This window comes from Streptomyces sp. V2I9, assembly GCF_030817475.1.
Taxonomy (GTDB): Bacteria; Actinomycetota; Actinomycetes; order Streptomycetales; family Streptomycetaceae; genus Streptomyces.
Window position 1 is genome coordinate 5316955 of the sequence record NZ_JAUSZJ010000002.1, and the last position, 25053, is coordinate 5342007.

The 25053-nt window shown below is 70.9% G+C and carries 21 protein-coding genes; 13 read left to right on the forward strand and 8 right to left on the reverse strand.

What is annotated here, in order from left to right:
* Positions 1–142: 142 nt before the first annotated feature.
* Together QFZ71_RS23430 and QFZ71_RS23435 are read right to left on the reverse strand one after the other, a co-directional pair.
* Positions 143–1522 (reverse strand): aspartate aminotransferase family protein, encoded by a 1380-nt coding sequence (locus QFZ71_RS23430; protein WP_307670125.1) that lies wholly within the window; start codon positions 1520–1522, stop codon positions 143–145.
* Positions 1507–1998: an Lrp/AsnC family transcriptional regulator gene (locus QFZ71_RS23435; RefSeq protein ID WP_307670126.1), complete on the reverse strand. Its 492-nt coding sequence runs from the start codon at positions 1996–1998 to the stop codon at positions 1507–1509. The genes QFZ71_RS23430 and QFZ71_RS23435 overlap by 16 nt, the downstream gene beginning before the upstream one ends.
* 176 nt (positions 1999–2174) lie before the next feature.
* On the opposite strand from QFZ71_RS23435, the gene QFZ71_RS23440 reads away from it, so the two are divergent.
* From QFZ71_RS23440 to QFZ71_RS23450, 3 genes are all read left to right on the forward strand, one after another.
* Positions 2175–3614 carry a gamma-aminobutyraldehyde dehydrogenase gene (locus tag QFZ71_RS23440; RefSeq protein ID WP_307670127.1) on the forward strand — a complete coding sequence of 480 codons (1440 nt, stop codon included), beginning with the start codon at positions 2175–2177 and terminating at the stop codon, positions 3612–3614.
* A 201-nt stretch (positions 3615–3815) separates the two neighbouring features.
* On the forward strand, positions 3816–4979 hold the full coding sequence (locus tag QFZ71_RS23445) for a spermidine/putrescine ABC transporter substrate-binding protein (protein WP_307670128.1): 1164 nt from the start codon (positions 3816–3818) through the stop codon (positions 4977–4979).
* A 54-nt stretch (positions 4980–5033) separates the two neighbouring features.
* Positions 5034–5576 carry a hypothetical protein gene (locus tag QFZ71_RS23450; RefSeq protein ID WP_307670129.1) on the forward strand — a complete coding sequence of 181 codons (543 nt, stop codon included), beginning with the start codon at positions 5034–5036 and terminating at the stop codon, positions 5574–5576.
* Between the two features lie 140 nt (positions 5577–5716).
* Here the strand turns inward: QFZ71_RS23450 and QFZ71_RS23455 are convergent, their stop codons facing one another.
* The 3 genes from QFZ71_RS23455 to QFZ71_RS23465 form a co-directional block, all read right to left on the reverse strand.
* Positions 5717–6514 carry an SAM-dependent methyltransferase gene (locus QFZ71_RS23455; protein ID WP_307670130.1) on the reverse strand — a complete coding sequence of 266 codons (798 nt, stop codon included), beginning with the start codon at positions 6512–6514 and terminating at the stop codon, positions 5717–5719.
* A 91-nt stretch (positions 6515–6605) separates the two neighbouring features.
* A complete protein-coding gene (locus tag QFZ71_RS23460) occupies positions 6606–7328 on the reverse strand; it encodes a glycerophosphodiester phosphodiesterase (protein ID WP_307670131.1) in 723 nt (240 codons plus the stop codon).
* 22 nt (positions 7329–7350) lie between these two features.
* Positions 7351–8385 carry an adenosine deaminase gene (locus QFZ71_RS23465; RefSeq protein ID WP_307670132.1) on the reverse strand — a complete coding sequence of 345 codons (1035 nt, stop codon included), beginning with the start codon at positions 8383–8385 and terminating at the stop codon, positions 7351–7353.
* Between the two features lie 121 nt (positions 8386–8506).
* On the opposite strand from QFZ71_RS23465, the gene QFZ71_RS23470 reads away from it, so the two are divergent.
* Complete coding sequence (locus tag QFZ71_RS23470) at positions 8507–9223, forward strand: DUF4190 domain-containing protein (RefSeq protein WP_307670133.1); 717 nt, start codon at positions 8507–8509, stop codon at positions 9221–9223.
* A 100-nt stretch (positions 9224–9323) separates the two neighbouring features.
* Here the strand turns inward: QFZ71_RS23470 and QFZ71_RS23475 are convergent, their stop codons facing one another.
* Positions 9324–9881, reverse strand: a complete 558-nt coding sequence (locus QFZ71_RS23475; RefSeq protein WP_307670134.1) for an NADAR family protein — start codon at positions 9879–9881, stop codon at positions 9324–9326.
* A 212-nt stretch (positions 9882–10093) separates the two neighbouring features.
* Here QFZ71_RS23475 and QFZ71_RS23480 point away from each other — a divergent pair, with 212 nt between their 5' ends.
* The 8 genes from QFZ71_RS23480 (at position 10094) to QFZ71_RS23515 (ending at position 19868) form a co-directional block, all read left to right on the forward strand.
* A complete protein-coding gene (locus tag QFZ71_RS23480; protein ID WP_307670135.1) occupies positions 10094–11608 on the forward strand; it encodes a gamma-aminobutyraldehyde dehydrogenase in 1515 nt (504 codons plus the stop codon).
* Between the two features lie 73 nt (positions 11609–11681).
* A complete protein-coding gene (locus QFZ71_RS23485) occupies positions 11682–12929 on the forward strand; it encodes a PotD/PotF family extracellular solute-binding protein (protein ID WP_307670136.1) in 1248 nt (415 codons plus the stop codon).
* A 74-nt stretch (positions 12930–13003) separates the two neighbouring features.
* Positions 13004–14155, forward strand: a complete 1152-nt coding sequence (locus QFZ71_RS23490) for an ABC transporter ATP-binding protein (protein WP_307670137.1) — start codon at positions 13004–13006, stop codon at positions 14153–14155.
* Positions 14152–15093: an ABC transporter permease gene (locus QFZ71_RS23495; RefSeq protein ID WP_307670138.1), complete on the forward strand. Its 942-nt coding sequence runs from the start codon at positions 14152–14154 to the stop codon at positions 15091–15093. Before QFZ71_RS23490 ends, QFZ71_RS23495 begins: the two co-directional genes overlap by 4 nt.
* The gene (locus tag QFZ71_RS23500; RefSeq protein WP_307670139.1) at positions 15093–15896 is read left to right on the forward strand and encodes an ABC transporter permease; all 804 of its coding nucleotides are present in this window, start codon (positions 15093–15095) and stop codon (positions 15894–15896) included. Before QFZ71_RS23495 ends, QFZ71_RS23500 begins: the two co-directional genes overlap by 1 nt.
* 23 nt (positions 15897–15919) lie before the next feature.
* Complete coding sequence (locus QFZ71_RS23505) at positions 15920–17335, forward strand: FAD-binding oxidoreductase (RefSeq protein WP_307670140.1); 1416 nt, start codon at positions 15920–15922, stop codon at positions 17333–17335.
* 145 nt (positions 17336–17480) lie between these two features.
* Positions 17481–17954, forward strand: coding sequence for a bifunctional DNA primase/polymerase (locus QFZ71_RS23510; protein ID WP_307670141.1), 474 nt, complete (start codon positions 17481–17483; stop codon positions 17952–17954).
* Between the two features lie 90 nt (positions 17955–18044).
* The gene (locus QFZ71_RS23515; RefSeq protein ID WP_307670142.1) at positions 18045–19868 is read left to right on the forward strand and encodes a chitinase; all 1824 of its coding nucleotides are present in this window, start codon (positions 18045–18047) and stop codon (positions 19866–19868) included.
* Here QFZ71_RS23515 and QFZ71_RS23520 read toward each other — a convergent pair.
* Positions 19834–20667, reverse strand: coding sequence for a phosphatase PAP2 family protein (locus QFZ71_RS23520; RefSeq protein ID WP_307670143.1), 834 nt, complete (start codon positions 20665–20667; stop codon positions 19834–19836). The genes QFZ71_RS23515 and QFZ71_RS23520 overlap by 35 nt on opposite strands.
* Positions 20668–20836: 169 nt before the next feature.
* Positions 20837–22177: a 4-aminobutyrate--2-oxoglutarate transaminase gene (gene gabT / locus QFZ71_RS23525; protein WP_307670144.1), complete on the reverse strand. Its 1341-nt coding sequence runs from the start codon at positions 22175–22177 to the stop codon at positions 20837–20839.
* Positions 22178–22442: 265 nt separating this feature from the next.
* Here gabT and QFZ71_RS23530 point away from each other — a divergent pair, with 265 nt between their 5' ends.
* Positions 22443–24878, forward strand: coding sequence for an ATP/GTP-binding protein (locus tag QFZ71_RS23530; RefSeq protein ID WP_307670145.1), 2436 nt, complete (start codon positions 22443–22445; stop codon positions 24876–24878).
* Positions 24879–25053: the final 175 nt, after the last annotated feature.

Here is a 25053-nt window from a genome sequence, read left to right on the forward strand (position 1 = left end):
TGGGCACCGTAGGGAGTCGGAGCGGGGCAGGCGTACAGCACGCGGCCCGGATACCCCCTTCTCACTCGAAGGGGCGTATCCGGGCCGCGTGGACCGATGAAATGACCGCCCGGCGGCTATCGGCCGGGGGACCTGGTGGAGGTCAGAGCTTGGCCCACGCCTCCGTGAGGACGTTCCGCAGGATGCCCTCGATCTCATCGAACGTGGACTGGTCGGAGATCAGCGGCGGTGCCAGCTGGACGACCGGGTCGCCGCGGTCGTCGGCCCGGCAGTACAGGCCGTTCTCGTACAGCGCCTTGGAGAGGAAGCCGTACAGGACGCGCTCGGTCTCCTCCTCGGTGAACGTCTCCTTGGTGGCCTTGTCCTTCACCAGCTCGATGCCGTAGAAGTACCCGTTGCCGCGGACGTCGCCGACGATCGGCAGGTCGTGCAGCTTCTGGAGCGTGGTCAGGAAGGCGTTCTCGTTGTCGAGGACGTGCTGGGTGAGGTTCTCGCGCTCGAAGATGTCGAGGTTGGCGAGGCCCACTGCGGCGGAGACCGGGTGACCGCCGAAGGTGTAGCCGTGCAGGAAGGTGTTGCCGCCCTGGTAGAACGGTTCGGCGACCCTGTCCGAGACGATGCAGGCGCCGATCGGGGAGTAGCCCGAGGTCATGCCCTTCGCGCAGGTGATCATGTCCGGTACGTAGCCGAACTTGTCGCAGGCGAAGATCGTGCCGAGCCGGCCGAAGGCGCAGATGACCTCGTCGGAGACGAGCAGCACGTCGTACCGGTCGCAGATCTCGCGGACCCGCTGGAAGTAGCCGGGCGGCGGCGGGAAGCAGCCGCCCGCGTTCTGCACGGGCTCCAGGAAGACGGCCGCGACGGTCTCGGGACCCTCGAAGAGGATCTCCTGCTCGATCTGGTCGGCGGCCCAGCGGCCGAAGGCCTCCGGGTCGTCGCCGAAGAGCGGGGCGCGGTAGATGTTGGTGTTCGGCACCTTGTGCGCACCGGGGACCAGCGGTTCGAAGGGGGCCTTCAGGGCCGGGAGGCCGGTGATGGAGAGTGCGCCCTGCGGGGTGCCGTGATAGGCGACCGCACGCGAGATGACCTTGTACTTGGTCGGCTTGCCCTGGAGCTTGAAGTACTGCTTGGCCAGCTTCCAGGCGGTCTCGACGGCCTCGCCGCCACCGGTGGTGAAGAAGACCTTGTTGAGGTCGCCCGGAGCGTAGTCGGCGAGCCGCTCGGCCAGCTCGACGGCCTTCGGGTGGGCGTAGGACCAGACCGGGAAGAAGGCCAGTTCCTGAGCCTGCTTGTACGCCGTCTCGGCGAGCTCGTGACGACCGTGACCGGCGTTGACCACGAACAGGCCGGAGAGGCCGTCCAGGTACCGCTTGCCCTTGTCGTCGAAGATGTACGTCCCCTCGCCGCGCACGATGGTGGGAACGGGCGCGTTCTCGTAGTCCGACATGCGGGTGAAGTGCATCCACAGGTGGTCGTACGCGGTTCGGCTGAGGTCCTTGCTCACGGCTATCGGGTTCCCCACATATAGGTCTGCTTCTTGAGCTTGAGGTAAACAAAGCTCTCGGTGGAGCGCACGCCGGGAAGGGTCCGGATGCGTTTGTTGATCATCTCCAGCAGGTGGTCGTCGTCCTCGCAGACGATCTCCACCATCAGGTCGAAGGAGCCCGCGGTCATGACCACGTACTCGCACTCGTCCATGGCCGACAGGGCCTCGGCCACCGGGTCGAGGTCGCCCTCGACGTTGATGCCGACCATCGCCTGGCGTCGGAACCCGACGGTGAGCGGGTCCGTGACGGCGACGATCTGCATCACGCCCTGGTCGAGCAGCTTCTGGACGCGCTGGCGCACGGCCGCTTCGGAGAGGCCGACGGCCTTGCCGATCGCGGCGTAAGGCCGCCGGCCGTCCTCCTGGAGCTGTTCGATGATGGCGAGGGAGACGGCATCGACCGCCTGCGGCGATCCGTTCCCGGTCCTGGAGTCTGCGCTGCGACTGGCCACGCACCCACCATGCACCGCCCTCGTCTGTCTCGCAACCCCAGATCGATGAAATTCGTTGTCCAGACGCTTCGATCTGACTGAATCCGAAGGTGGCGGCGGGTGGGTATGTCGAAAGCGTCACCGGACCGATTAAGGTGGGCGTCTCACCCATCGGACAGCCGACAGGAGGGGTGGTTGTGACCACCGAGGTGCGCCGTCTGCGCAACTACATCAACGGAGAGTTCCGGGACGCCGCGGACGGGCGGACCATCGACGTGGTCAACCCGGTGACGGAAGAGGTCTACGCGACCTCGCCGCTCTCCGGCCAGGCCGACGTCGACGCCGCCATGGAGGCCGCCGCCGCGGCCTTCCCCGCCTGGCGCGACACCACGCCCGCCGAGCGCCAGAAGGCTCTGCTGAAGATCGCGGACGCCTTCGAGGAGCGGGCCGAGGACCTGATCGCCGCCGAGTCGGAGAACACCGGCAAGCCGATCGGGCTGACCCGCAGCGAGGAGATCCCGCCGGCGGTGGACCAGATCCGCTTCTTCGCGGGGGCCGCCCGGCTGCTGGAGGGCCGTTCGGCCGGCGAGTACATGGAGGGCCTGACCTCCATCGTCCGCCGCGAGCCGGTCGGCGTCTGCGCCCAGGTCGCGCCGTGGAACTATCCGCTGATGATGGCCGTCTGGAAGTTCGCCCCGGCCCTCGCCGCGGGCAACACGGTCGTCATCAAGCCGTCCGACACCACCCCGGCGTCGACCGTGCTGATGGCCGAGATCATGGGCCAGATCCTCCCCAAGGGCGTCTTCAACGTCCTGTGCGGCGACCGGGACACCGGCCGCGCCATGGTCGAGCACCCGACCCCCGCGATGGCCTCCATCACCGGTTCGGTCCGGGCCGGCATGCAGGTCGCCGAGTCCGCCGCCAAGGACGTCAAGCGCGTCCACCTGGAGCTGGGCGGCAAGGCGCCCGTCGTGGTCTTCGAGGACGCCGACATCGCCAAGACGGTCGCGGGCGTCTCCGAGGCGGGCTTCTTCAACGCCGGCCAGGACTGTACGGCCGCCACCCGCGTCCTGGTCCACGAGTCGATCCACGACGACTTCGTCACGGCGCTCGCCAAGGCCGCCGCCGACACGAAGACCGGGCAGCCGGACGACGAGGACGTGGCGTACGGCCCGCTCAACAACGCCAACCAGCTCAAGCAGGTCAGCGGCTTCATCGAGCGGCTCCCCGCCCACGCCAAGGTCGAGGCGGGCGGCCACCGGGTCGGTGACAAGGGCTACTTCTACGCCCCGACCGTCGTCTCCGGCCTGAAGCAGGACGACGAGATCATCCAGAACGAGGTCTTCGGCCCCGTCATCACCGTCCAGTCCTTCAGCGACGAGAAGCAGGCCGTCGAGTACGCCAACGGCGTCGAGTACGCGCTGGCCTCCTCGGTGTGGACGCAGAACCACTCCCGCGCCATGCGCATGTCCAAGAACCTCGACTTCGGCTGCGTGTGGATCAACACCCACATCCCGCTGGTCGCCGAGATGCCGCACGGCGGGTTCAAGAAGTCCGGCTACGGCAAGGACCTCTCCGCCTACGGCTTCGAGGACTACACCCGCATCAAGCACGTCATGACGTCCATCGAGGACTGACGCGCCCCCAACGACCCTGAACGGCCCCGGACTTCGGTCCGGGGCCGTTCACGTGCGGCCCTCCGGCGAGTCCGCCCCGCACACATCCCCCCGGCTGGACAACGTGTGCGGGGCTGGCCCGCGCCGCTGGACGCTTGGTCCATTGCCCGTGCCGTCGCCGACCGGCATCCTGCGCTGGTGCGAGCGATCAGGAAGAACCCCATGTCCCGCCGTTCCCTGCTGCGCGCCCTCGGGGCGGGAGCGGCCGGCGCCGCCCTGGCCGGCTGCGGGGTGCCGGCGGCCTTCGTCGAGCCCGGCGAGCGGGCCGGACACGACAGCTCCGCCGCCGACCGCACGCTCCACTTCGCCAACTGGCCGCTCTACATCGACACCGATGACGACGACGAGTCGAAGCGCCCCACGCTGGACGCCTTCACCGAGCGGACCGGGATCTCCGTCACGTACACCGAGGAGATCAACGACAACGACGAATTCTTCGGCAAGATCAGCCCCGCGCTGATGAACCGCCGGCAGACCGGCCGGGACCTGATCGTCATCAGCGACTGGATGGCCGCCCGCTTCGTCCGGCTCGGCTGGGTCCAGGAGATGGACCGCGCGAAGCAGCCCAACGTCGCCAAGCACCTCGACCCCCAGCTGCGCACCCCCGCCTTCGACGAGGGACGGCGCCACAGCGTCCCGTGGCAGTCCGGGATCACCGGCATCGCCTACAACCGCAGGAAGCTCGGCCGCGAGATCCGCTCCACGGGAGAACTGTGGGCCGACGACCTGCGCGGGCGGGTCACCCTGCTCTCCGGGCTCGACGAGTCGTTCGCGCTGCTGATGCAGGGCGACGGGGTCGACATCACCCGCTGGACGGCCGACGACTTCCACACGATGTGCGAGCAGGTCGAGAAGCGGGTCCGCTCGAAGCACATCCGCCGCTTCACCGGCAACGACTACATCAAGGACCTCGCCACCGGCGACGTGCTCGCCTGCCAGGCGTACTCCGGCGACGTCATCCAACTCCAGGCCGACAACCCCGACATCGCCTTCGTGGTCCCGGAGGAGGGCGCCGAGCTGTGGGCCGAGTCGCTGATGATCCCCAACCTCGCCCGGCACAAGCGCAACGCGGAGCGCCTGGTGGACCACTACTACGATCCCGAGGTCGCCGCCGAACTCGCCGCCTGGGTCAACTACGTCTGCCCCGTGCCCGCCGCCCGCGACGTCCTGGCCTCCTCCAAGGACGAGGAGACGGCCGCGCTCGCCGAGGACCCGCTCATCTTCCCCGACGACACGATGCGCGAACGGCTCGCCATCGCGCGCGACATCACCTCCGAGGAACGCATGGGCTTCGCCAAGAAGTGGAACTCCATCGTCGGCCTGTGAAGTGCTGACCGGGGTGCCGTAAAGGGGCGGTAAACACGGGCGTACGCTGCGGATATGAGCGAGAGACACGCCCTCACCCGGCGCATCCGCAGGTGGCTGGTCTTCTTCATCGTCTGTCTGGTGCTGAGCGGGCTCACGGCCTTCCCGCTCGTCACCGAGCTCCGCTGGGCCGAGGAGCTGCTGGGCGCCTCCGCCTCTCCGGTCCCCGAGCATCTTCCCGGTCTGATGGAGTGGATCAGCCGGGTCCGCGATGGGCTCGACACCGTCGACCGCGAGCAGCCCTTCATGCTGTACGGCACCGACTGGCTGGCCTTCGCCCACCTGGTCATCGCGGTCGCCTTCCACGGCCCCTACCGCGACCCGGTCCGCAACATCTGGGTCGTCGAGTTCGGCATGATCGCCTGCGCCGGGATCATCCCGCTCGCCCTGATCTGCGGGCCGATCCGCGGCATCCCGTTCTGGTGGAGCGTCATCGACATGTCGTTCGGCGTCTTCGGCATCATCCCGCTGCTGATCGTCCGCCGCATGATCAAGCGCCTGGAGGCGCTGGAGCGGGCGGCCACCGAGCGTCCCGTGCCCGTTCCGGCGAGCGCCTGAGGCCCGTCCGGCGAACGTACGGGCCCGCGATTCCGGGCCAGGGCTTCCGGACCGGAGCCTCCGGGCGCGGGCCCCGGCTCGTGAGGCGTCAGGGCTTCCGGACCGGAGCCTCCGGGCCCGCGCCCCGGCTCGTGAGGGCGTCAGGGCTTCCGGGCCACCACGCCGAACTGGGCGACCTCCGGCTCCCGCGGGTTCGTCCGCCAGCGGGAGCAGGAGACGATCCCCGGCTCCAGGATCTCCAGCCCGTCCAGGAACGAGGCGACCTCCTCCCGGCTGCGGGCGGTGATCGGCGGGGTGGCGTTCTCGTTCCAGAAGCGCATCGCCGCCTCGTTGCCCTCGCCGCCGAGCTCCAGCGTCGGGTGGGTCAGCACCAGGTGGCTGCCCGAGGGCACCGCCGCCATCAGCGTCCGCACGATCGACCGGGCCTCGTCCGTGTCCAGCACGAAGTTCAGAATGCCGAGCATCATCACCGCGACCGGCCGCCCCAGGTCCAGGGTGGGCTCGGCGGCCCGCAGGATCTCCTCCGGGCGGTGCGCGTCGGCGTCGATGTACTCGGTCGCGCCCTCCAGCGAACTGCTCAGCAGGGCGCGGGCGTGGGCCAGCACGATCGGGTCGTTGTCCACGTACACGATCCGCGCGTGCGGCGCGGTGTGCTGGGCGATCTCATGGGTGTTGTTCACGGTCGGCAGCCCGGTGCCGATGTCGAGGAACTGGTCCACGCCCACGTCCCCGGCCAGATGACGCACCACCCGTCCGAGGAACGCCCGGTCCGCACGGGCCACTTCGCCGATGCTCGGGTACATCCCGGTCACCTGGTCGCCCACCGCCCGGTCCACCGGGTAGTTGTCCTTGCCGCCCAGCCAGTAGTTCCACACACGGGCGTTGTGCGCGACGTCGGAGCGTATCCGGGCGGCGGCTGTCTGCGGGCGGGGGTCCATGGCATCTGCTCCTCGGCGACGGAGGGCTCCGCCTGCCGCGAGGGTGGCGCGGCGGCGGGCCGATACGGGTCCCTCCATCATGCCGGATCGATCAAGAAGCCCCGTGTCCGGGCGAGTTGGCCAGCACCTGGCGGAGCGCGTCGATCCGGTTGGTGGTGATCGAGTCGACCCCCCGGCCGATCAGCCTGCGCATCGTGCGCTTCGTGTCGGCCGTCCACGCGGAGACGAGCAGGCCGTCCCGGTGCGCCCGGTCCGTCAGCTCCCGGCTCACCAGGCCGAAGCGGTAGTTCAGCCAGCGCGGCCTGACCGCCGCCAGCAGTTCCGGGCGCGGCGGGGCCGGCGTGCTCCAGGTCAGGGCGATCTCGGCGGACGGGTCGGCGGCGCGCACCCGCAGCATCGCCCCGGCGTTCGCGCAGTAGTACACCCGGTCGTCCGCCCCGCACTCCCGGACCGCCCCGACGATCTTTCGCACCGAGGCGTCCGTGGAGCCGGGCAGGTCCACCATCACCCGGTGTGCCCCGGCCGTGAGGAGCGCCTCGCGGAGCGTGGGCACCCCGCCGCCGGTCAGTTCCTCCAGCTCCGCGTGGTCGATGCGGTCGAGGCGCCGGTCGTGGCCCCACAGTCGTTCCAGCGTCGCGTCGTGCAGCAGCACGGGCACCCCGTCGCGGGTCACCCGTACGTCGATCTCGACCGCGTCCGCCCCCCGTTCGAGGGCGGAGCGGATCGAGGGCAGGGTGTTCTCGCGGGCGAGGTACGGGTCGCCGCGATGGGCTACGGCGGTGACGCGGGGGAGCGGGGTGACGGTGTCGGCCATGGGGCCATTGTCGACGACCGGGTCAGCGGCCGGGCGCCCGGAGCCAGTTCGCCGTGTACGTGTCGATCTCCTCGGCCAGCTTCCGCTTGCCCGCCGGGTCGAGGAACGACGCCTCCACGGCGTTCTTCGCGAGGTCCGCGATGCCCCGCTCGTCCAGCTCCAGCAGCCGGGCCGCCACCGCGTACTCGTTGTTGAGGTCGGTGCCGAACATCGGCGGGTCGTCGCTGTTGACCGTGACCTGCACGCCGGCCCGGACCATCTCCCGGATGGGGTGCTGCTCGATGTCGGTGACCGCGCGGGTGGCGATGTTCGACGTCGGGCACACCTCCAGGGCGATCCGGTGCTCGGCGAGGTGCTCCAGCAGCTTCGGGTCCCGTACGGAACTGGTGCCGTGGCCGATGCGCTCGGCGCGCAGCGCGGTCAGCGCGTCCCAGACCGTCTGCGGCCCGGTGGTCTCCCCGGCGTGCGGCACCGAGTGCAGGCCCTCGGCGATGGCCCGGTCGAAGTAGGGCTTGAACTGCGGCCGCTCCACCCCGATCTCGGGCCCGCCGAGACCGAAGGAGACCAGCCCGTCGGGCCGCCGCTCCACCGCGAGCCGGGCGGTCTCCTCGGCCGCCTGGAGCCCGGCCTCGCCCGGAATGTCGAAGCACCAGCGCAGGACGACGCCCAGCTCGGCCTCGGCGGCCTTGCGCGCGTCCTCGATGGCCTCCATGAACCCCGCCTCGGGGATGCCCCGGCGGGTCGAGCTGTACGGGGTCACGGTCAGTTCCGCGTACCGGATGTTCTGCCGGGCCATGTCCCGCGCCACCTCGAAGGTGAGCAGCCGGACGTCCTCGGGGGTGCGGACCAGGTCCACCACCGAGAGGTAGACCTCGATGAAGTGGGCGAAGTCGGTGAAGGTGAAGTAGTCGGCCAGGGCCTCCGGATCCGTGGGGACCCGGGAGTCCGGGTGGCGGGCGGCCAGCTCCGCGACGATCCGGGGCGAGGCCGACCCGACGTGGTGGACGTGCAGCTCGGCCTTGGGCAGCCCGGCGATGAAGGGATGCGGGTCGGTCATCGGAAATCTCCCGGTTCGGCGTGACAGCGGCCGGGCGCACCGGCCGCACCGATCATCGCAGGCGGGGTCCGGCGCCGTCAGCCTTGGCCGTAGCATGACGGGACCACGATGGGGGAGGCCCATGTCAGACAACACACAGCAGCCCGGGGGCGGGGCAGCGCCGCGCGATCCGTGGGCACCGCCGGACAGCAGGGTGGACCTGGGCAAGTCGGGTGCGCAGACCCCGCCGCCCGCCGCGCACACGCCGCCCGCCGTCCACGACCAGCCGACCGTGACGTCGATGCCGAGCGCGGGGCCGGGAAGCGGCACCGGGCCGATACCCCAGCCCGGACCCGGAGCCTTCGGGCCCGCACCCTCGGACGTACCGCCGCCGCCGGTGGGTCCGAACGGCCCCGGCCACGCGGCCCCGCCCCCCGCCGCGCACTACGGCTACCCGGCCCCGCCCGCGCAGCCGTACGGCGGCTATCCGGGCTACGGCGCCTACGGTGTCGGCCCGGCCGGCTGGGCCCCCGCGCCCAACAACGGCCTCGGCACGGCCGCGATGGTGATCGGTATCGTCTCGGTGGTCGGGTTCTGCCTCTACGGCCTCAACATCATCCTCGGCATCCTGGCGCTGATCTTCGGCATCATCGGCCTCGGCCGGGCGAAGCGCGGCGAGGCCACCAACCGGGGCATGGCGCTGGCCGGCGTCATCCTCGGCTCCGTCGGCATCGTCGTCGGCGCGACGATCCTCGGCCTGATCATCTGGGCCGCCACGACCGCGGACCGCGACTCGGACTACAACGACCCCTACGACGACCCGTTCCCGACGTCGCTGGTCGTCGAGGACCGCCGCTAGGAAGCGTCCGGCGGATCAGGGCCGGCCGGGCAGGGGGCACTCCCCGCCCGGCCGGCCTCCTGCGGGGCACCGCCGGCACGGCCGTGCGCGCCGCCGCCCGTCAGCCGGCCGCGCCCGCCCGCAGCTTCTCCCGTGCCTCCATCAGCGCGAAGCCCAGCAGGTTCAGCCCCCGCCACTCCTGCGGCCGCTCCACCCGCTCGTCGTCCGGCGCGAGCCCGATGCCCCAGATCCGGTCCAGCGGGGACGCCTCCACCAGCACCCGGTCACCGGTGGACAGCAGATAGCCGGCCAGCTCCGGATCCTGCCCGAACTTGTGGACGCTGCCCTCCACCACCAGGGCGAACCGCTCCCGTATCCACACGTCCTCGTCGAAGCCGCGCACCAGCCGCCCCGCCTTCTTCGCCGCCGCCGGGCTCTTCGCCGACACCGCCGCCCGCTCCGCCTCCGGATCGCCGAAGAGCCGCGCCTTGCCGGCCATCATCCAGTGCTCGGCGCTCGCGTACACCACCCCCTCCACCGTGAACGGCGACGGCCACCACTGGCTCAGACAACCGGCCCCCAGCCGGCCGTCCGGGCGCGGGCGGTGCCCCCAGAACGGCAGATACTTCACCCGCGTGCCCCGCGCCACGGCCGCCAGAAGCTCATCGATCGGTCCCATGGCATGTGAGTGTGGCATCCGCCACTGACACTCCGTACGGGGATTTCCGCACCGACACGACAGATGGTCGACAGATTCCGTCGCGTAACCAAAAGGAAACAACGGAATCACTTGTTGGTCGTGAACCCCTCTGTCAGGATCGGCACTCAATTCAGGAAGAAGCTACGCCGCCCCCGCCGCACAGCGCGGGCACCGCGGCTCAGGAGAGCGTCATGAGCAACGGCTTCCACGTCCAGGACCGCTTCGCGGACGGTGCGCAGTACATCGGCGGCAGGCTGCTCCCCGGCACGTCCGGCGACCACCACGACATCGTCAACCCCGCGACCGGCGAAAGCGTGCTCCGCTACGAGCTGGCCGGTGCCGACGACGTGGACGCGGCCGTCGCCGCGGCCCGCGCCGCCTTCCCCGGCTGGTCCGGGGCGACACCCGGCGAACGCTCCGACCTGATGCACCGCTTCGCCGCCGTCCTCGCCGAGCAGGCCGACGACTTCGCGTACGCCGAATCGCTCCAGTGCGGCAAGCCGGTCAAGCTCTCCACCGAGTTCGACGTCCCCGGCACCGTCGACAACGCGGCCTTCTTCGCGGGCGCGGCCCGCCACCTGGAGGGCAAGGCCGCCGCCGAGTACGACGGCGACCACACCTCCTACGTACGCCGCGAGGCGATCGGTGTCGTCGGCTCCATCGCCCCCTGGAACTACCCGCTCCAGATGGCCGCCTGGAAGATCCTCCCGGCCGTCGCCGCGGGCAACACCATCGTCCTCAAGCCCGCCGAGCTGACGCCGCTCACCTCGCTGATGTTCGCCCGGGCGGCCACCGAGGCCGGCATCCCCGACGGCGTCATCAACATCGTCACCGGCGCGGGCAAGGACGCCGGCGAACACCTCGTCGGCCACCCGGACGTGGTGATGACCTCCTTCACCGGCTCCACCGCCGTCGGCAAGCGGGTCGCGGAGATCGCCACCGCCACCGTCAAGCGCCTCCACCTGGAGCTGGGCGGCAAGGCCCCCTTCGTGGTCTTCGACGACGCCGACCTGGAGGCCGCCGTGCACGGCGCGGTCGCCGGCTCCCTCATCAACACCGGCCAGGACTGCACCGCCGCCACCCGCGCCTACGTCCAGCGCCCCCTCTACGACGCCTTCGTCCGGGACGTCGCCGCGCTCATGGAGACCGTCCGGCTCGGCGACCCCTTCGACGCCTCCACCGACCTCGGCCCGCTGATCAGCCACGCCCAGCGCGACCGGGTCGCCGCCTTCGTCGAGCGGGCCCGCGGCTACGCCCGGATCGTCACCGGCGGCGAGGCCCCCGGCGGCGACCTGGCGGCCGGCGCGTACTACCGGCCGACCCTCATCGCGGACGCCGCCCAGGACAGCGAGGTGGTCCAGGCGGAGATCTTCGGCCCGGTCCTGGTCGTGCTGCCCTTCGACACCGACGACGAGGGCATCGCGCTCGCCAACGACACCCCGTACGGACTGGCCGCCTCCGCCTGGACCCGCGACCTGTACCGCGCGAACCGCGCCACCCGCGAGATCCAGGCGGGCTGCGTGTGGGTGAACGACCACATCCCGATCCTTTCCGAGATGCCGCACGGCGGATACAAGGCCAGCGGCTTCGGCAAGGACATGTCGGCGTACTCCTTCGAGGAGTACACGCAGGTCAAGCACGTCATGTACGACAACACGGCGGTCGCCCGCAAGGACTGGCACCGCACGATCTTCGGGGACCGATAGCAGCTGCCGCACGATCGGGACCCGCCCACGGCGGCGGGCCCCGGCGGCCTCCCACCCGAAAGGGCAACAGCGTATGGAGAGTTACGAGACCGAGACCCTCTCGTCCGCGCAACTGGCGGCGATGAGGCGATCGTTGAGCAGCGGCCGGGGTGCGCTCACCCGCAGGTCGCTGCTGCGCGCCTCCGGCATGGGCGCGCTCGCGCTGGGCGGTGCGGCCACCCTCGGCGCGTGCGGCATCCCGCCCGCCGGACGCGCCGAGGGCAGCGCCGCCTCCGACGACCACTCGGCGAAGGAGAAGGTGGTGAACTTCTCCAACTGGACCGAGTACATGGACGTCTCCGAGGACGAGAAGAGCCGCCCCACCCTGGAGGCCTTCACCGAGCGCACCGGGATCAGGGTCAAGTACACCGAGGACATCAACGACAACGTCGAGTTCTTCGGGAAGATCAAACCGCAGCTCGCGGCCGGCCAGGACACCGGGCGCGACCTCATCTGCGTCACCGACTGGCTCGCCGCCCGCATCATCCGGCTCGGCTGGGCGCAGAAGCTCGACGCCTCGAACCTCCCGCACGCCTTCGCCAACGTCTCGGCCCAGTTCCGCACCCCCGACTGGGACCCCGGACGTGCCTACTCCTACCCCTGGACCGGCATCCCGGCCGTCATCGCCTACAACGCGAAGGCGACCGGCGGACGCAAGGTCGACTCCGTCACCCAGCTCCTCGACGACCCGAAGCTCAAGGGCCGCGTCTCCTTCCTCTCCGAGATGCGCGACACCGTCGGCATGACCCTGCTCGACCTGGGCAAGGATCCGGGGAAGTTCACCGACGCCGACTACGACGAGGCGATCGGCCGGCTCCAGAAGGCCGTCGACAAGAAGCAGATACGCCGCTTCACCGGCAACGACTACACCGCCGACCTGAGCAAGGGCGACATCGCCGCCTGCGTCGGCTGGGCCGGGGACATCATCCAGCTCCAGGCCGACAACCCGGACATCAAGTTCGCGATCCCGGCCGCCGGTTACATCACCTCCAGCGACAACCTCCTGGTCCCCGCCCGGGCCCGGCACAAGACCAACGCCGAGAAGCTCATCGACCACTACTTCGAGCCGCCGGTCGCCGCCCAGCTCGCCGCGTACATCAACTACGTCTGCCCGGTCGACGGCGTACGCGAAGAACTCGCGAAGATCGACCCGTCGATGGCCTCCAACACCCTCATCCTCCCCGACCGGGAGATGGCGGTGAAGTCCCGTTCCTTCCGCTCCCTGAGCTCGAAGGAAGAGACGGCGTACGAGGAGAAGTTCGCCAAGCTCATCGGCGCCTGACCCGGCCCCGGCGCGCCCCCGGCCGGGGCCGCCCCCTCCCCGTCACTCCCCCGAACACACTGGGACCGCGACCCATGACACAGCAGCAGACCACGGGCGGCGATGTCCGCCTCTCCGGGATCAGCAAGACCTACGGCTCCTTCACCGCCGTGCACCCGCTCGACCTGACCGTGCCCCGGGGCTCCTTCTTCGCCCTGCTCGGCGCGTCCGGCTGCGGCAAGACCACCACGCTGCGGATGATTGCCGGCCTGGAGGAGGCCACCACCGGCACGGTCTTCCTCGGGGACCGGGACATCACCGACCTGCCCCCGTACAAGCGCCCCGTCAACACCGTCTTCCAGAGCTACGCGCTCTTCCCGCACCTCGACATCACCGAGAACATCGCCTTCGGGCTGCGGCGGCGCGGCATCAAGTCGGTGAAGAAGCAGGTCGAGGACATGCTGGAGCTGGTCCAGCTCGGCGACTTCGCCCGCCGCAAGCCCCACCAGCTCTCCGGCGGCCAGCAGCAGCGCGTCGCCGTCGCCCGCGCGCTCATCAACCACCCGCAGGTCCTGCTGCTCGACGAACCCCTCGGCGCGCTCGACCTCAAGCTCCGCCGCCAGATGCAGCTGGAGCTCAAGCGCATCCAGACCGAGGTCGGCATCACCTTCGTGCACGTCACCCACGACCAGGAGGAGGCCATGACCATGGCCGACACCGTCGCGGTGATGAACGGCGGCCGCGTCGAGCAGCTCGGCGCCCCCGCCGACCTCTACGAGAACCCGCGCACCACCTTCGTCGCCAACTTCCTCGGCACCTCCAACCTCATCGAGGGCGAGATCGTCTCCACCGGCGAGCAGCTGACGGTGAGCGCCGGCGGCGGGAAGCTCACCCTGCCCCGCACGCGATGTTCGGCCCCCACCGCGAGCGGCGGCCGCCTCCTCCTCGGCATCAGGCCCGAGAAGATATCCCTGGCCCACGCGGACGACGCGGACACCCTCGCGGCCGGCCGCAACCGCGTCACCGGACGCATCACCGACTCCAGCTTCATCGGCGTCTCGACGCAGTACGTCGTCGAGAGCCCGGCCGGTACGGCCCTCCAGGTGTACGAGCAGAACATCGAACGCGACACGCGCCTGGTCCCCGGCGCCGAGGTCGTCCTGCACTGGAACCCGGACCACACCTTCGGGCTCGACGCCGCCCAGGACATCGACGCGGGCGCGACCAGCGTGGAGGACGGGGAATGAGCGCCACCGCGGCGCCGCCCGCGCCCCCCGCCGAACCGCAGGAGCCACGGGAGCCCGTGCTCCGCAAGCCCTCCACCCGCAAACGGCTCGTCCCCTACTGGCTGCTGCTCCCCGGCATCCTCTGGCTGCTCGTCTTCTTCGCCCTGCCGCTCGTCTACCAGGCGTCCACCTCCGTCCAGACCGGATCGCTGGAGCAGGGCTTCGAGGTCACCTGGCACTTCCAGACGTACGTGGACGCGCTGCGCGAGTACTGGCCGCAGTTCATCCGGTCCCTGCTGTACGCGGGCACCGCCACGCTCCTGTGCCTGCTCCTGGGCTACCCGCTCGCCTACCTCATCGCCTTCAAGGCGGGCCGCTGGCGCAACCTCGTCCTGGTGCTGGTCATCGCCCCGTTCTTCACCAGCTTCCTCATCCGCACCCTGGCGTGGAAGACGATCCTCGCCGACGGCGGCGCGGTCGTGGACGTGCTCGACACGCTGCACGTCCTGGACGTCACCAGCTGGCTCGGCTGGACCGAGCCCGGCCGGGTCCTGGCCACCCCGATGGCCGTCGTCTGCGGCCTCACGTACAACTTCCTGCCGTTCATGATCCTGCCGCTCTACACCTCGCTGGAGCGGATCGACGGCCGGCTGCACGAGGCGGCGGGCGACCTCTACGCCACCCCCGCCACCACCTTCCGCAAGGTGACCTTCCCGCTCTCCATGCCCGGCGTCGTCTCCGGCACCCTGCTGACCTTCATCCCGGCCAGCGGTGACTACGTCAACGCCGAACTGCTCGGCTCCACCGACACCAAGATGGTCGGCAGCGTCATCCAGAGCCAGTTCCTGCGGGTCCTGGACTACCCGACGGCCGCCGCGCTCTCGTTCATCCTCATGGCGATCGTCCTGCTGGCGGTCACCGTCTACATCCGCCGCTCCGGGACGGAGGACCTGGTCTGATGCCCGCACTGCGCTGGATACGCCGGAACCTGGTCGTCATCGCGGGTCTGCTGACCCTCGCGTACATGATCCTGCCGAACATCGTCGTGATGGTGTTCTCGCTCAACAAGCCCAAGGGGCGGTTCAACTACGCCTGGCAGGAGTTCTCCCTGGACGCCTGGAAGGACCCGTGCGGCGTCGCCGACCTGTGCGGCTCGCTCTCCCTCTCGCTCCGGATCGCCTTCTGGGCGACGCTCGGGGCGACCGCGCTCGGCACGATGATCGCCTTCGCCCTGGTCCGCTACCGCTTCCGGGCGCGCGGCGCGATCAACTCGCTGATCTTCCTGCCGATGGCGATGCCCGAGGTCGTCATGGCCGCTTCCCTGCTCACCCTCTTCCTGAACATGGGCGCCCCGCTCGGCTTCTGGACCGTGCTGATCGCGCACATCATGTTCTGCCTCAGCTTCGTGGTGACCGCCGTCAAGGCGCGCGTGATGTCGATGGACCCGCGACTGGAGGAAGCCGCCCGCGACCTGTACGCGGGCCCCGTGCAGACCTTCGTACGGGTGACCCTCCCCATCGCCGCCCCCGGCATCGCGGCGGGAGCGCTGCTCGCTTTCGCGCTCTCGTTCGACGATTTCATCATCACGAATTTCAACGCGGGCTCCACCGTCACGTTCCCCATGTTCGTCTGGGGCTCGGCACAGCGCGGCACGCCCGTGCAGATCAATGTCATCGGCACCGCGATGTTCGTCCTTGCGGTACTGATGGTGCTCATCGGCCAGCTCATCACGAGTCGTCGTAAGAGCACCGCACGAAACTGAAATTCCCGAAGGAGTTGGAAACCATGGCCCCAGCTGCCATGCGTACCGCTGCATCATCCCTTTCCGGCGCCAAGCCGGTCCCGTACTGGCTCGACGATCCGGACAAGCCCGACGCGCTCCCCGCCCTCACCGGCGACGAGCGCACCGACCTGCTGGTCGTCGGCGGCGGCTACAGCGGCCTGTGGACCGCGCTCATCGCCAAGGAGCGCGACCCGGACCGGGACGTCGTCCTCATCGAGGGGCACGAGGTGGGCTGGGCCGCCTCGGGCCGCAACGGCGGCTTCTGCGCCGCGTCCCTCACCCACGGGCTGGCCAACGGTGTGGAGCGGTGGCCCGGGGAGATCGGGAAGCTGGAGGAGCTGGGGGAGCGGAACCTCGACGCCATCGAGGCCGCCGTCGCCCGTTACGGCATCGACTGCGAGTTCGAACGCACCGGCGAGATCGACGTCGCCACCGAGCCCCACCAGCTCCAGGAGCTGCGGGAATGGCACGAGAAGATCGTGAGCCTCGGCATCACGGGCGTGGACTTCCTGGACCGCGACGCCCTGCGTGCCGAGGTCGACTCGCCGACCTTCCTCGGCGGCCTCTGGGACCGTCGCGGGGTCGCGCTGCTGCACCCGGCGAAGCTCGCCTGGGGTCTGAAGCGGGCCTGCCGGGAACTGGGCGTACGGATCTACGAGCACACCCGCGGCCTGGACCTCGTCCGCTCCGGCGCCGGGATGGCGGTCCGCACCCCGTACGGCCGGGTCTTCGCCCGGCGCGTCGCGCTCGGCACCAACATCTTCCCCTCGCTGGTGAAGCGCGTGAGGCCGTACACCGTGCCGGTCTACGACTACGCGCTGATGACCGAACCGCTCACCCCGCAGCAGCGGGAATCCATCGGCTGGAAGGGGCGCCAGGGACTCGGTGACAGTGCCAATCAATTCCATTACTTCCGGCTCTCCGCGGACCACCGGATCCTGTGGGGCGGATACGACGCGATCTATCCGTACGGGGGAAAGCTGAACGCCGATCTCGATCAGCGCCCCGAGACGTTCCTGAAACTCGCGGAACAGTTCTTCACGTGTTTTCCGCAGCTTTCCGGAGTGCGTTTCTCGCACGCCTGGGGAGGAGCGATCGACACCTGTTCGCGCTTCACCGCGTTCTTCGGCACGGCGCACCGGGGGCGGGTCGCCTACGCCGCCGGATTCACCGGTCTCGGCGTCGGTTCCACCCGGTTCGGGGCCGAGGTGATGCTCGATCTGCTCTCCGGCGAGGAGACCGAGCGGACCCGGCTGGAGATGGTCCGCTCCAAGCCGATGCCGTTCCCGCCGGAACCGTTCGCCTGGGCCGGCATCGAGATGACCCGGCGGTCCCTCGCCCGCGCCGACGACAACGGCGGGCGCCGCGACCTGTGGCTGAGGGCCATGGACAAGCTGGGCCTCGGTTTCGACAGCTGACCCGTCCCCACCTCGACCGAGCACTGTGACCTACATCACGTTCATGCGTAGCCCCGATCCGCGTCATAGCCGACCCCGAGCCCTCTCTCGTACGTAGACGCACCGGCGGAACCCCGCCGGTGCCCGCGTTCACGGGAGGCAGGCCATGGCAGGGCCGGAAACGAAAGCCGCGGTCGCGTGGCTCGCATCGGTGGCACCGGACCCCGGCGCCTGCCGGTGGGAATGGGAGCGCAATCCGCACGGGACCGTGCTCCTTCCCGCCGGCAGGCGCTGGGACGTCCTGATCCTGCCGGGGGAGTTGGGCTGTCCGACGCTCGATGTCCTCACCCGCCTCGTCGACCGCCCCGGCCCGGTGCTCGCCGACTCCGGAGGCGGGCGCATGGGTTTCTTCGTCCCGCCGGGCACCGCCTCCCGCTGGATCGGCGGCGGCGTCCGGGGCTGCGGCCGGGGTTCCTGGATCGTCGTCCCGTATCCGGGCCGGGCCACCGGAGGTGTGCGCTGGCTGATCCGGCCGGACGGTTCGGGGACGCTCACCGACGCGGCACTCCTCGAACGCGCGATGCACGAGGCGGCGGGCGCCGCCGCCCAGGCCGCCCGTGAGTGGCGGCCGGAGAGCTGAGCCGGCTGCCAGAGGTCTTGACAACCTCATTGGTCTGGACCATGTTGTGCGCACGCCACACCCCGAAATTCCCCCCGCGCGGAGGCTGTTGTGGAACGCACCGGACCAACCGTGAGATTTTCCGGACTCCTGGCCGCCTGCTCGGCCGGCCTGATCGCCGCCGGCGCCCTGGTCGCCACGGCCCCGGCGGCCGGCGCCGCCGACACCGACCTGGCACGCAACGGCGGCTTCGAGGCGGGCCTGGACGGCTGGACCTGCGCCAACTCCAGCGGGACTGCGGTCACCACACCCAAGCGCACCGGAGCTTCCGCACTCCAGGCCACCCCGGCCGGCAACGACCACGCCAAGTGCTCCCAGAGCGTCACCGTGAAGCCCAACTCCACGTACACGCTGAGCGCCTGGGTCCAGGGCGGCTACGTCTACCTCGGCGCGTCCGGCACCGGCACCACCGACGTCTCCACCTGGACCCAGTCGCCGGGCGCGTGGAAACAGCTCACCACCACGTTCAGGACCGGCCCGTCCACCACCTCCGTGAGCGTGTACACCCACGGCTGGTACGGCACCCCCGCGTACTACGCCGACGACCTCACCCTCGTCGGCCCCGGCGGCGACCCCGTGGTGGTCCCGGCCGTCCCCGCCGGCCTCAAGCAGACCGCGACCACGTCCACCTCCGTCGCCCTCTCCTGGAACGCGGTCTCCGGCGCGAGCGGCTACCACGTCTACCGCGGCGGTACGAAGGTCGCCTCGGTCACCGGGCCCTCCGCCACCGTGACGGGCCTGACGCCCTCCACCGCGTACAGCTTCCAGGTCACCGCCGCCAACGCGGCCGGCGAGTCCGCGAAGTCGGCGGCGCTCAGCGTGACCACCGGCGCGGGCGGCGGAGGCGGCGGGGCCGAGCTCCCGGCCCGCGCGCTCGTGGGCTACCTGCACGCCAGCTTCGCCAACGGCTCCGGCTACACGCGGATGGCGGACGTGCCCGACTCCTGGGACGTCATCAACCTCGCCTTCGGCGAACCCACTTCCGTCACCTCCGGCGACATCCGCTTCTCACTCTGCCCGGCCGCCGAGTGCCCGAACGTGGAGTCCGAGGCCGAGTTCAAGGCCGCGATCAAGGCCAAGCAGGCCGCGGGCAAGAAGGTGCTGATCTCGATCGGCGGCCAGAACGGCCAGGTCCAGCTCAACTCCACCGCCGCCCGCGACGCCTTCGTCGCCTCGGTATCGAAGATCATCGACACCTACGGGCTCGACGGCCTCGACATCGACTTCGAGGGCCACTCCCTCTCGCTGAACACCGGCGACACCGACTTCCGCAACCCGACCTCGCCGGTGATCGTCAACCTGATCTCCGCGCTGAAGACACTCAAGGCGAAGTACGGCTCCGACTTCGTCCTCACGATGGCGCCGGAGACCTTCTTCGTCCAGCTCGGCTACCAGTTCTACGGCTCGGGCCCCTGGGGCGGCCAGGATCCGCGCGCCGGGGCGTATCTGCCGGTCATCCACGCGCTGCGCGACGACCTGACCCTGCTGCACGTACAGGACTACAACTCGGGTCCGATCATGGGGCTGGACAACCAGTACCACACCATGGGCGGCGCGGACTTCCACATAGCGATGACCGACATGCTGCTGGCGGGCTTCCCGGTGGCGGGCGACACCACCAAGGTCTTCCCCGGCCTGCGCCCCGGCCAGGTCGCCATCGGCCTGCCGGCCTCCCCCCAGGCGGGCAACGGCCACACCGCTCCGGCCGAGGTCGACAAGGCGCTCGACTGCCTGATCAAGAAGACGAATTGCGGTTCCTACCGGACTCACGGGACCTGGTCGGACCTGCGCGGCCTGATGACCTGGTCCATCAACTGGGACCGCTTCAACAACGGGGAGTTCAGCCGGAACTTCGACGCCTACTTCGGCAACTGACCCACCCCAGGGGCGCCAGCACCAACGGCCCCAGGCACCAACTGGCCAGCACGTCCAGCGGCCAGTGGTAGCCGTGCAGCACCAGACCGATGCCCGTCGCCGTGGTCAGCAGGATCGCGGCGACGGGCATCATCCACGTCCGGGGCCAGGAGGCGTCGCGCAGCCACGCCGGGCGGGGGAGGGCCAGCAGCACCAGGGCCGAAGCCCCGTACGCCACCGCCGCCGTCGCCGTATGACCGGACGGGTAGTAGTTCACCGCCTCGGTCAGCGGCCCCTGCCGGGCGGTCGCCACCTTCAGCGGGATCACCAGCGCGGGCACCGCCGCCATGGTCAGGGCCGCGCAGACGGCGAGGCCGAGGGCGCGGCGCCACAGGGCGTACCCGAGCACACAGGCCAGCACGGGGAGCGCCACCGGCATCCCGCCGAGGTCGGAGAGGAGCTGGGTCAGGGCGGCGGGCCCGTGCTCGAACAGCCTCGCGCCCACACGTTCGTCCAGCCGCAGGAGCGGGCCCCCGACGGCGACCTGCCAGGTGATCAGCGCGAAGAGGACGGCGAGCAGGCCGAGGACGCCGGAAACGAGAGGGGCCGGCCACCCGGGAACAGGGGGGGTTGTTCCGGGATGGCCGGCGGGATCGGTTCGCCGCGCGCCCCGGGGGGTGTGGGGCGGGCGGCCGTCCGATCGGTGAGGAGTCCCGGAGCCGTCGGCTCCGGCATGCGCGAACGCATGCTCCGGGCGGTGCCGGGGAAGCCCCGTCCCGGAGTCGGCCGAGGTCTCCCCCGGCCGAGGTGTTTCTCTCATCTGCAGAAACCGTACGGCAGTGAGCAAGCGGCCGACAGTCGCCACCGCGACCCGCCATCGCCCCCGCACACGTTCTTCACAGGGCTCACCCGGACGGCGGGCGGAAGCGGCGGAAGACCGCTCCGCCCGCCCATCGTTCGACAGAATTGTCGACCGTGTGTGCGGGTGATCAGAGCTGGCCGAACGCCTGCTCGATCAGGTCCAGGCCCTCGTTCAGCAGGTCCTCGCCGATCACCAGCGGCGGCAGGAAACGCAGGACGTTGCCGTACGTGCCGCAGGTCAGGACGAGCAGCCCCTCGGCGTGGCAGGCCTTCGCGAGCGCGCCCGCCGCCTCCGGGTTCGGGTCCTTCGTGCCGGACTTCACCAACTCGATCGCGATCATCGCGCCGCGCCCGCGGATGTCGCCGATGATGTCGCCGTTGGGCAGCTTGGCCCGCATCTCGGCGAGGCGGCCCTTCATGACCTCCTCGATCCGCCTGGCCTTCGCGTTCAGGTCCAGCTCACGCATCGTCTCGATGGCCCCGAGGGCGCCGGCGCAGGCGACCGGGTTGCCGCCGTAGGTGCCGCCCAGGCCGCCCGCGTGCGCGGCGTCCATGATCTCGGCGCGGCCGGTGACGGCGGAGAGCGGCAGACCGCCCGCGATGCCCTTGGCGGTGGTGATCAGGTCCGGGACGATGCCCTCGTCCTCGCAGGCGAACCACTGGCCGGTACGGCAGAAGCCGGACTGGATCTCGTCCGCGACGAACACGATGCCGTGGTCCTTGGCGAACTGCGCGATCGCCGGGAGGAAGCCCTTGGCGGGCTCGATGAAGCCGCCCTCGCCGAGCAGCGGCTCGATGACGATCGCGGCGACGTTCTCCGCCCCGATCTGCTTGGTGATCTCGTCGATGGCCTGCGCGGACGCCTCGGCCCCGGCGTTCTCGGCACCGGTCGGCCAGCGGTAGCCGTAGGCGACCGGGACGCGGTACACCTCGGGCGCGAACGGACCGAAGCCCTGCTTGTACGGCATGTTCTTCGCCGTCATGCCCATGGTGAGGTTGGTGCGGCCGTGGTAGCCGTGGTCGAAGACGACGACGGCGGTGCGCCCGGTGTAGGCGCGGGCGATCTTCACGGCGTTCTCGACGGCCTCGGCACCCGAGTTGAACAGCGCGGACTTCTTCGCGTGGTCGCCCGGTGTCAGCTCCGCGAGCTGCTCGCAGACCTCGACGTACCCCTCGTACGGCGTGACCATGAAACAGGTGTGGGTGAAGTCCGCGAGCTGCGCGGAGGCCCGCCGCACGACGGCCTCGGCGGACGCGCCCACCGAGGTCACGGCGATCCCGGACCCGAAGTCGATCAGGCGGTTGCCGTCCACGTCCTCGATGATCCCGCCGCCCGCACGGGCGGTGAACACCGGCAGCGTGGAGCCCACACCTGCGGCGACGGCCGCCGTACGACGAGCCTGCAGCTCGACGGACTTCGGTCCGGGGATGGCGGTGACGACGCGGCGCTCCTGCGGGATTGCGGTCATGAGGGGCTCCTGGGGGTGTTTCGGACGCTGTTCTTTCTGCAGGCTAGGGGCGGGGGAGGGGTGCGGGCATGCTCCGATCGGGAGTGGTGGGGGCGTGTCCTTGTCCTTGGCGGACAGGTGGCCTAGGCGGTGGACTTCCGGGGTGACACGAGTCGGCGCACCGCCCGGCGGGTCATCATTCCGGCGCTTCGCCGAACTGCCCGTGCGCGCGCACTAGATTGACCGGGGCAGCGATACGGACCGGCAGGTCAGGGGGCAGTGGTTCATGGACGACGGAACACGGGGCGTACGGGGATCGAACGCGGACAAGGTCCCCGGACCTGCCGTTCCGCCACCGCCCACGACCCGGCCGCGGGTACCTCCGCCCACCGCCGCGCACGAGGCGCCCCGCCACCGGGACGCACCGGCCGAAGACCGGCCGACCCGGACCACGACCCCCTCGCCGGCCGGGCAGCCGCTCGGCGGCGCCCCGGTCGACGCCTGGCTGCGCACACCCCGTCCCGCCCAGGAGCCCGGCGTCTGGCGGTACGGGTACACCCCGCCCCCACCCGAGGAATCCGAGGCCGTCTCGGACCGGTCGCTGCTGGTCGGCGCGCTGATCTCGCTGCTCTCGGCTCTGCTGCTGTGGTCCCTGTGGCGCAACGGCTACCTTCCCTACCGGCTCGTTCCCCTCAAGCTCTTCACTCCGGGGGAGTGGTGGAATCCAGGCACCTCCGGCGGCCCCCGCACCATCGAGGGCAGTGACGCGCTCACCGTGTACGAGGCGATCCTCTTCGGCCTGCTGGCCTACGGGTGCGGCCGGATCGGCAACTTCTCCGAGCTGTTCCGACGCCATGTCGCCGAGCGCGGGCAGCCCTTCCTCGCCCTCGCCGCTGCCGCCGCCGCGGGGCTGACCCAGCTGCTCGTCTGGAAGGAGACGATTCCGGTCGTCCGCCCGATCCTCGTCCTCGTCGCCTCCGTCGCGGGCGGCGAGATCTACCAGAGCCAGACCGTCGTCAATGTGGTCTACGCCCTGATCGCCGCCCTCGTCCTCTGGCCCTTCGCCCGGCTCGGCCGCTGGCGCGAACTGATCGCCGCCCGTAGCCGGGGCGGCTCCCCGCCGCCTGCCGCCACCGCGACCCCCGCCACCGCGGCCTTCGCCGACCAGTGGCCCGAGCTGCGCGCCGCGGGCTGGAGCGACGCTGCCGACACGCTCACCGCCGAGGTCCGCACCGGACGCATGAACGACGTGGACGTGGCCCGGCTGCGCCACGCGTGGACGCTCGCCGCCCAGCGGCCCGACCGGCTCGCCCCCCTCGCGGAGGCCGTACTGCGCACCGGCGGTGCCGCCGCCCCGCACCCCTCCGGCCGCCGCGACCTCTCCCGCCGCACCGCCCGCCACGACGTGCTCACCGGCCAGGTCAGGATCGGCCGGTGCGCCGACGACCCGCACAACCCCTACGTCCGCCGGGGCACGGGCCTCGCGCTGGATCCCGCCCTGCTCGGTACCTCCCTTCTCGCGGTCGGGCCGCCCGGAGCAGGGAAGTCGGCCCGGCTGATCCGCCCCGTCGTCGAGGCCCTCACGCTGAGGGCGCTGGCCGGACAGGCGGCGGTCCTCGCCGTCGGCGGTGCGGGCACCCCGCTCGGCCCGGACGATGCCTTCGACGTCGTCGTCCGCGTCGGCCACCCGGGCTCGGCCCACGACATCGACCTGTACGGCGGCACCACCGACCCCGACGAGGCGGCGGCCGTCCTCGCCGAAGGGCTCGTCGGCGACGTGGGCAGCCTCGACAGCCGCCGCGCCGCCACGGTCCTGGCCCAGTTGCTCGGCCCGTACCGCGCCGCCCACGGCTACTTCCCCTCCGTGCCCGAACTACGCGAACTCCTCGACGGCACCCCGGCCGCGCTCACCGGCCTCCGCGCCACCCTCGAAGCCGGCGGCCATCAGGCGATGCTCCGCGAGCTGGACGCGCGGGCCCGGCAGGCGGGCGGCCCCGGCGACCCCGCACCCGTCCTCGCCGACCGGGTCGCCCTGCTCGACCGGCCCGCGTTCGCCGACTTCTTCGCCACCGGCCCGGACGCCCGCCCCTTCGCACTGCGGGCCCTCGGCCAGTACCCGCTGAGGGTCCGCGTGGACCTGCCGGAGCGCGGCCACGCGGAGGCGTCCCGGCTGCTCACCCGGCTGCTCCTCGCCCAGTTCACCGCGATCACCGCCGCCCGCGCCGACACCACGCTCTTCGCCTGCCTCGTCCTGGACGACGCCACCCATGCGGTGACCGCCGAGACCGTCCGGGGCATCCGCCGTCTGCGCTCGGTCAACGCGGGGGCCGTTCTCGCCCTCCGTACCGTCGACGACGTCCCGGAGAACCTGCACACCCCGCTGCTCGGCGCGGTCGGCTGCACGGCGGCCTTCTCCGGCATCACCACCTGGGACGGCAAGCGTTTCGCCGAAGCCTGGGGCAAGGAGTGGGTCGAGACCCGCGAGGTCGCCCAGCACACCGTCTTCGCCGACCAGCCGTTCACCCGCGCCCTGCACGCCCTGCGCAAGCTCGTCACCGGGAAGGCCGTGACCACGGACGCGGTGACCGTGCGGCAGGTGGAGAAGGAGCGGTGGTCGGCGTCCGAACTCGCCTACGCGGTCCCGGCGGGGCATGCCGTCATCCGGGTGGCCACCGTCCACGGCGAACACGCCCCCCCGCTCCTCGTCCACCTCGACGGCTGAGCGGCGGCGTACCGGAGGGCGGCGGGGCGGTCCGCCGGGCGCGGTTTCCGGCACTCTGCCGCCCTGGCAGAATCGGAGGCGGCCGTTCATACGCGACGGCGAAATCCGGTGTCACCGATCCGCTCGCCCGGATCACCCGCCCGCGACCGGCCGGTGATCCGGGCGGCCGGATCGC

Coding starts and splice junctions, on each gene's coding strand:
- QFZ71_RS23475 (WP_307670134.1), bottom strand. CDS start 9,881: ATGGGACCGATCGATGAGCTTCTGGCGGCCGTGGCGCGGGGCACGCGG.
- QFZ71_RS23470 (WP_307670133.1), top strand. CDS start 8,507: ATGTCAGACAACACACAGCAGCCCGGGGGCGGGGCAGCGCCGCGCGAT.
- QFZ71_RS23480 (WP_307670135.1), top strand. CDS start 10,094: ATGAGCAACGGCTTCCACGTCCAGGACCGCTTCGCGGACGGTGCGCAG.
- QFZ71_RS23505 (WP_307670140.1), top strand. CDS start 15,920: ATGGCCCCAGCTGCCATGCGTACCGCTGCATCATCCCTTTCCGGCGCC.
- QFZ71_RS23500 (WP_307670139.1), top strand. CDS start 15,093: ATGCCCGCACTGCGCTGGATACGCCGGAACCTGGTCGTCATCGCGGGT.
- QFZ71_RS23455 (WP_307670130.1), bottom strand. CDS start 6,514: ATGGACCCCCGCCCGCAGACAGCCGCCGCCCGGATACGCTCCGACGTC.
- QFZ71_RS23495 (WP_307670138.1), top strand. CDS start 14,152: ATGAGCGCCACCGCGGCGCCGCCCGCGCCCCCCGCCGAACCGCAGGAG.
- QFZ71_RS23450 (WP_307670129.1), top strand. CDS start 5,034: ATGAGCGAGAGACACGCCCTCACCCGGCGCATCCGCAGGTGGCTGGTC.
- QFZ71_RS23530 (WP_307670145.1), top strand. CDS start 22,443: ATGGACGACGGAACACGGGGCGTACGGGGATCGAACGCGGACAAGGTC.
- QFZ71_RS23460 (WP_307670131.1), bottom strand. CDS start 7,328: ATGGCCGACACCGTCACCCCGCTCCCCCGCGTCACCGCCGTAGCCCAT.
- QFZ71_RS23485 (WP_307670136.1), top strand. CDS start 11,682: ATGGAGAGTTACGAGACCGAGACCCTCTCGTCCGCGCAACTGGCGGCG.
- QFZ71_RS23520 (WP_307670143.1), bottom strand. CDS start 20,667: ATGAGAGAAACACCTCGGCCGGGGGAGACCTCGGCCGACTCCGGGACG.
- QFZ71_RS23510 (WP_307670141.1), top strand. CDS start 17,481: ATGGCAGGGCCGGAAACGAAAGCCGCGGTCGCGTGGCTCGCATCGGTG.
- gabT (WP_307670144.1), bottom strand. CDS start 22,177: ATGACCGCAATCCCGCAGGAGCGCCGCGTCGTCACCGCCATCCCCGGA.
- QFZ71_RS23490 (WP_307670137.1), top strand. CDS start 13,004: ATGACACAGCAGCAGACCACGGGCGGCGATGTCCGCCTCTCCGGGATC.
- QFZ71_RS23465 (WP_307670132.1), bottom strand. CDS start 8,385: ATGACCGACCCGCATCCCTTCATCGCCGGGCTGCCCAAGGCCGAGCTG.
- QFZ71_RS23445 (WP_307670128.1), top strand. CDS start 3,816: ATGTCCCGCCGTTCCCTGCTGCGCGCCCTCGGGGCGGGAGCGGCCGGC.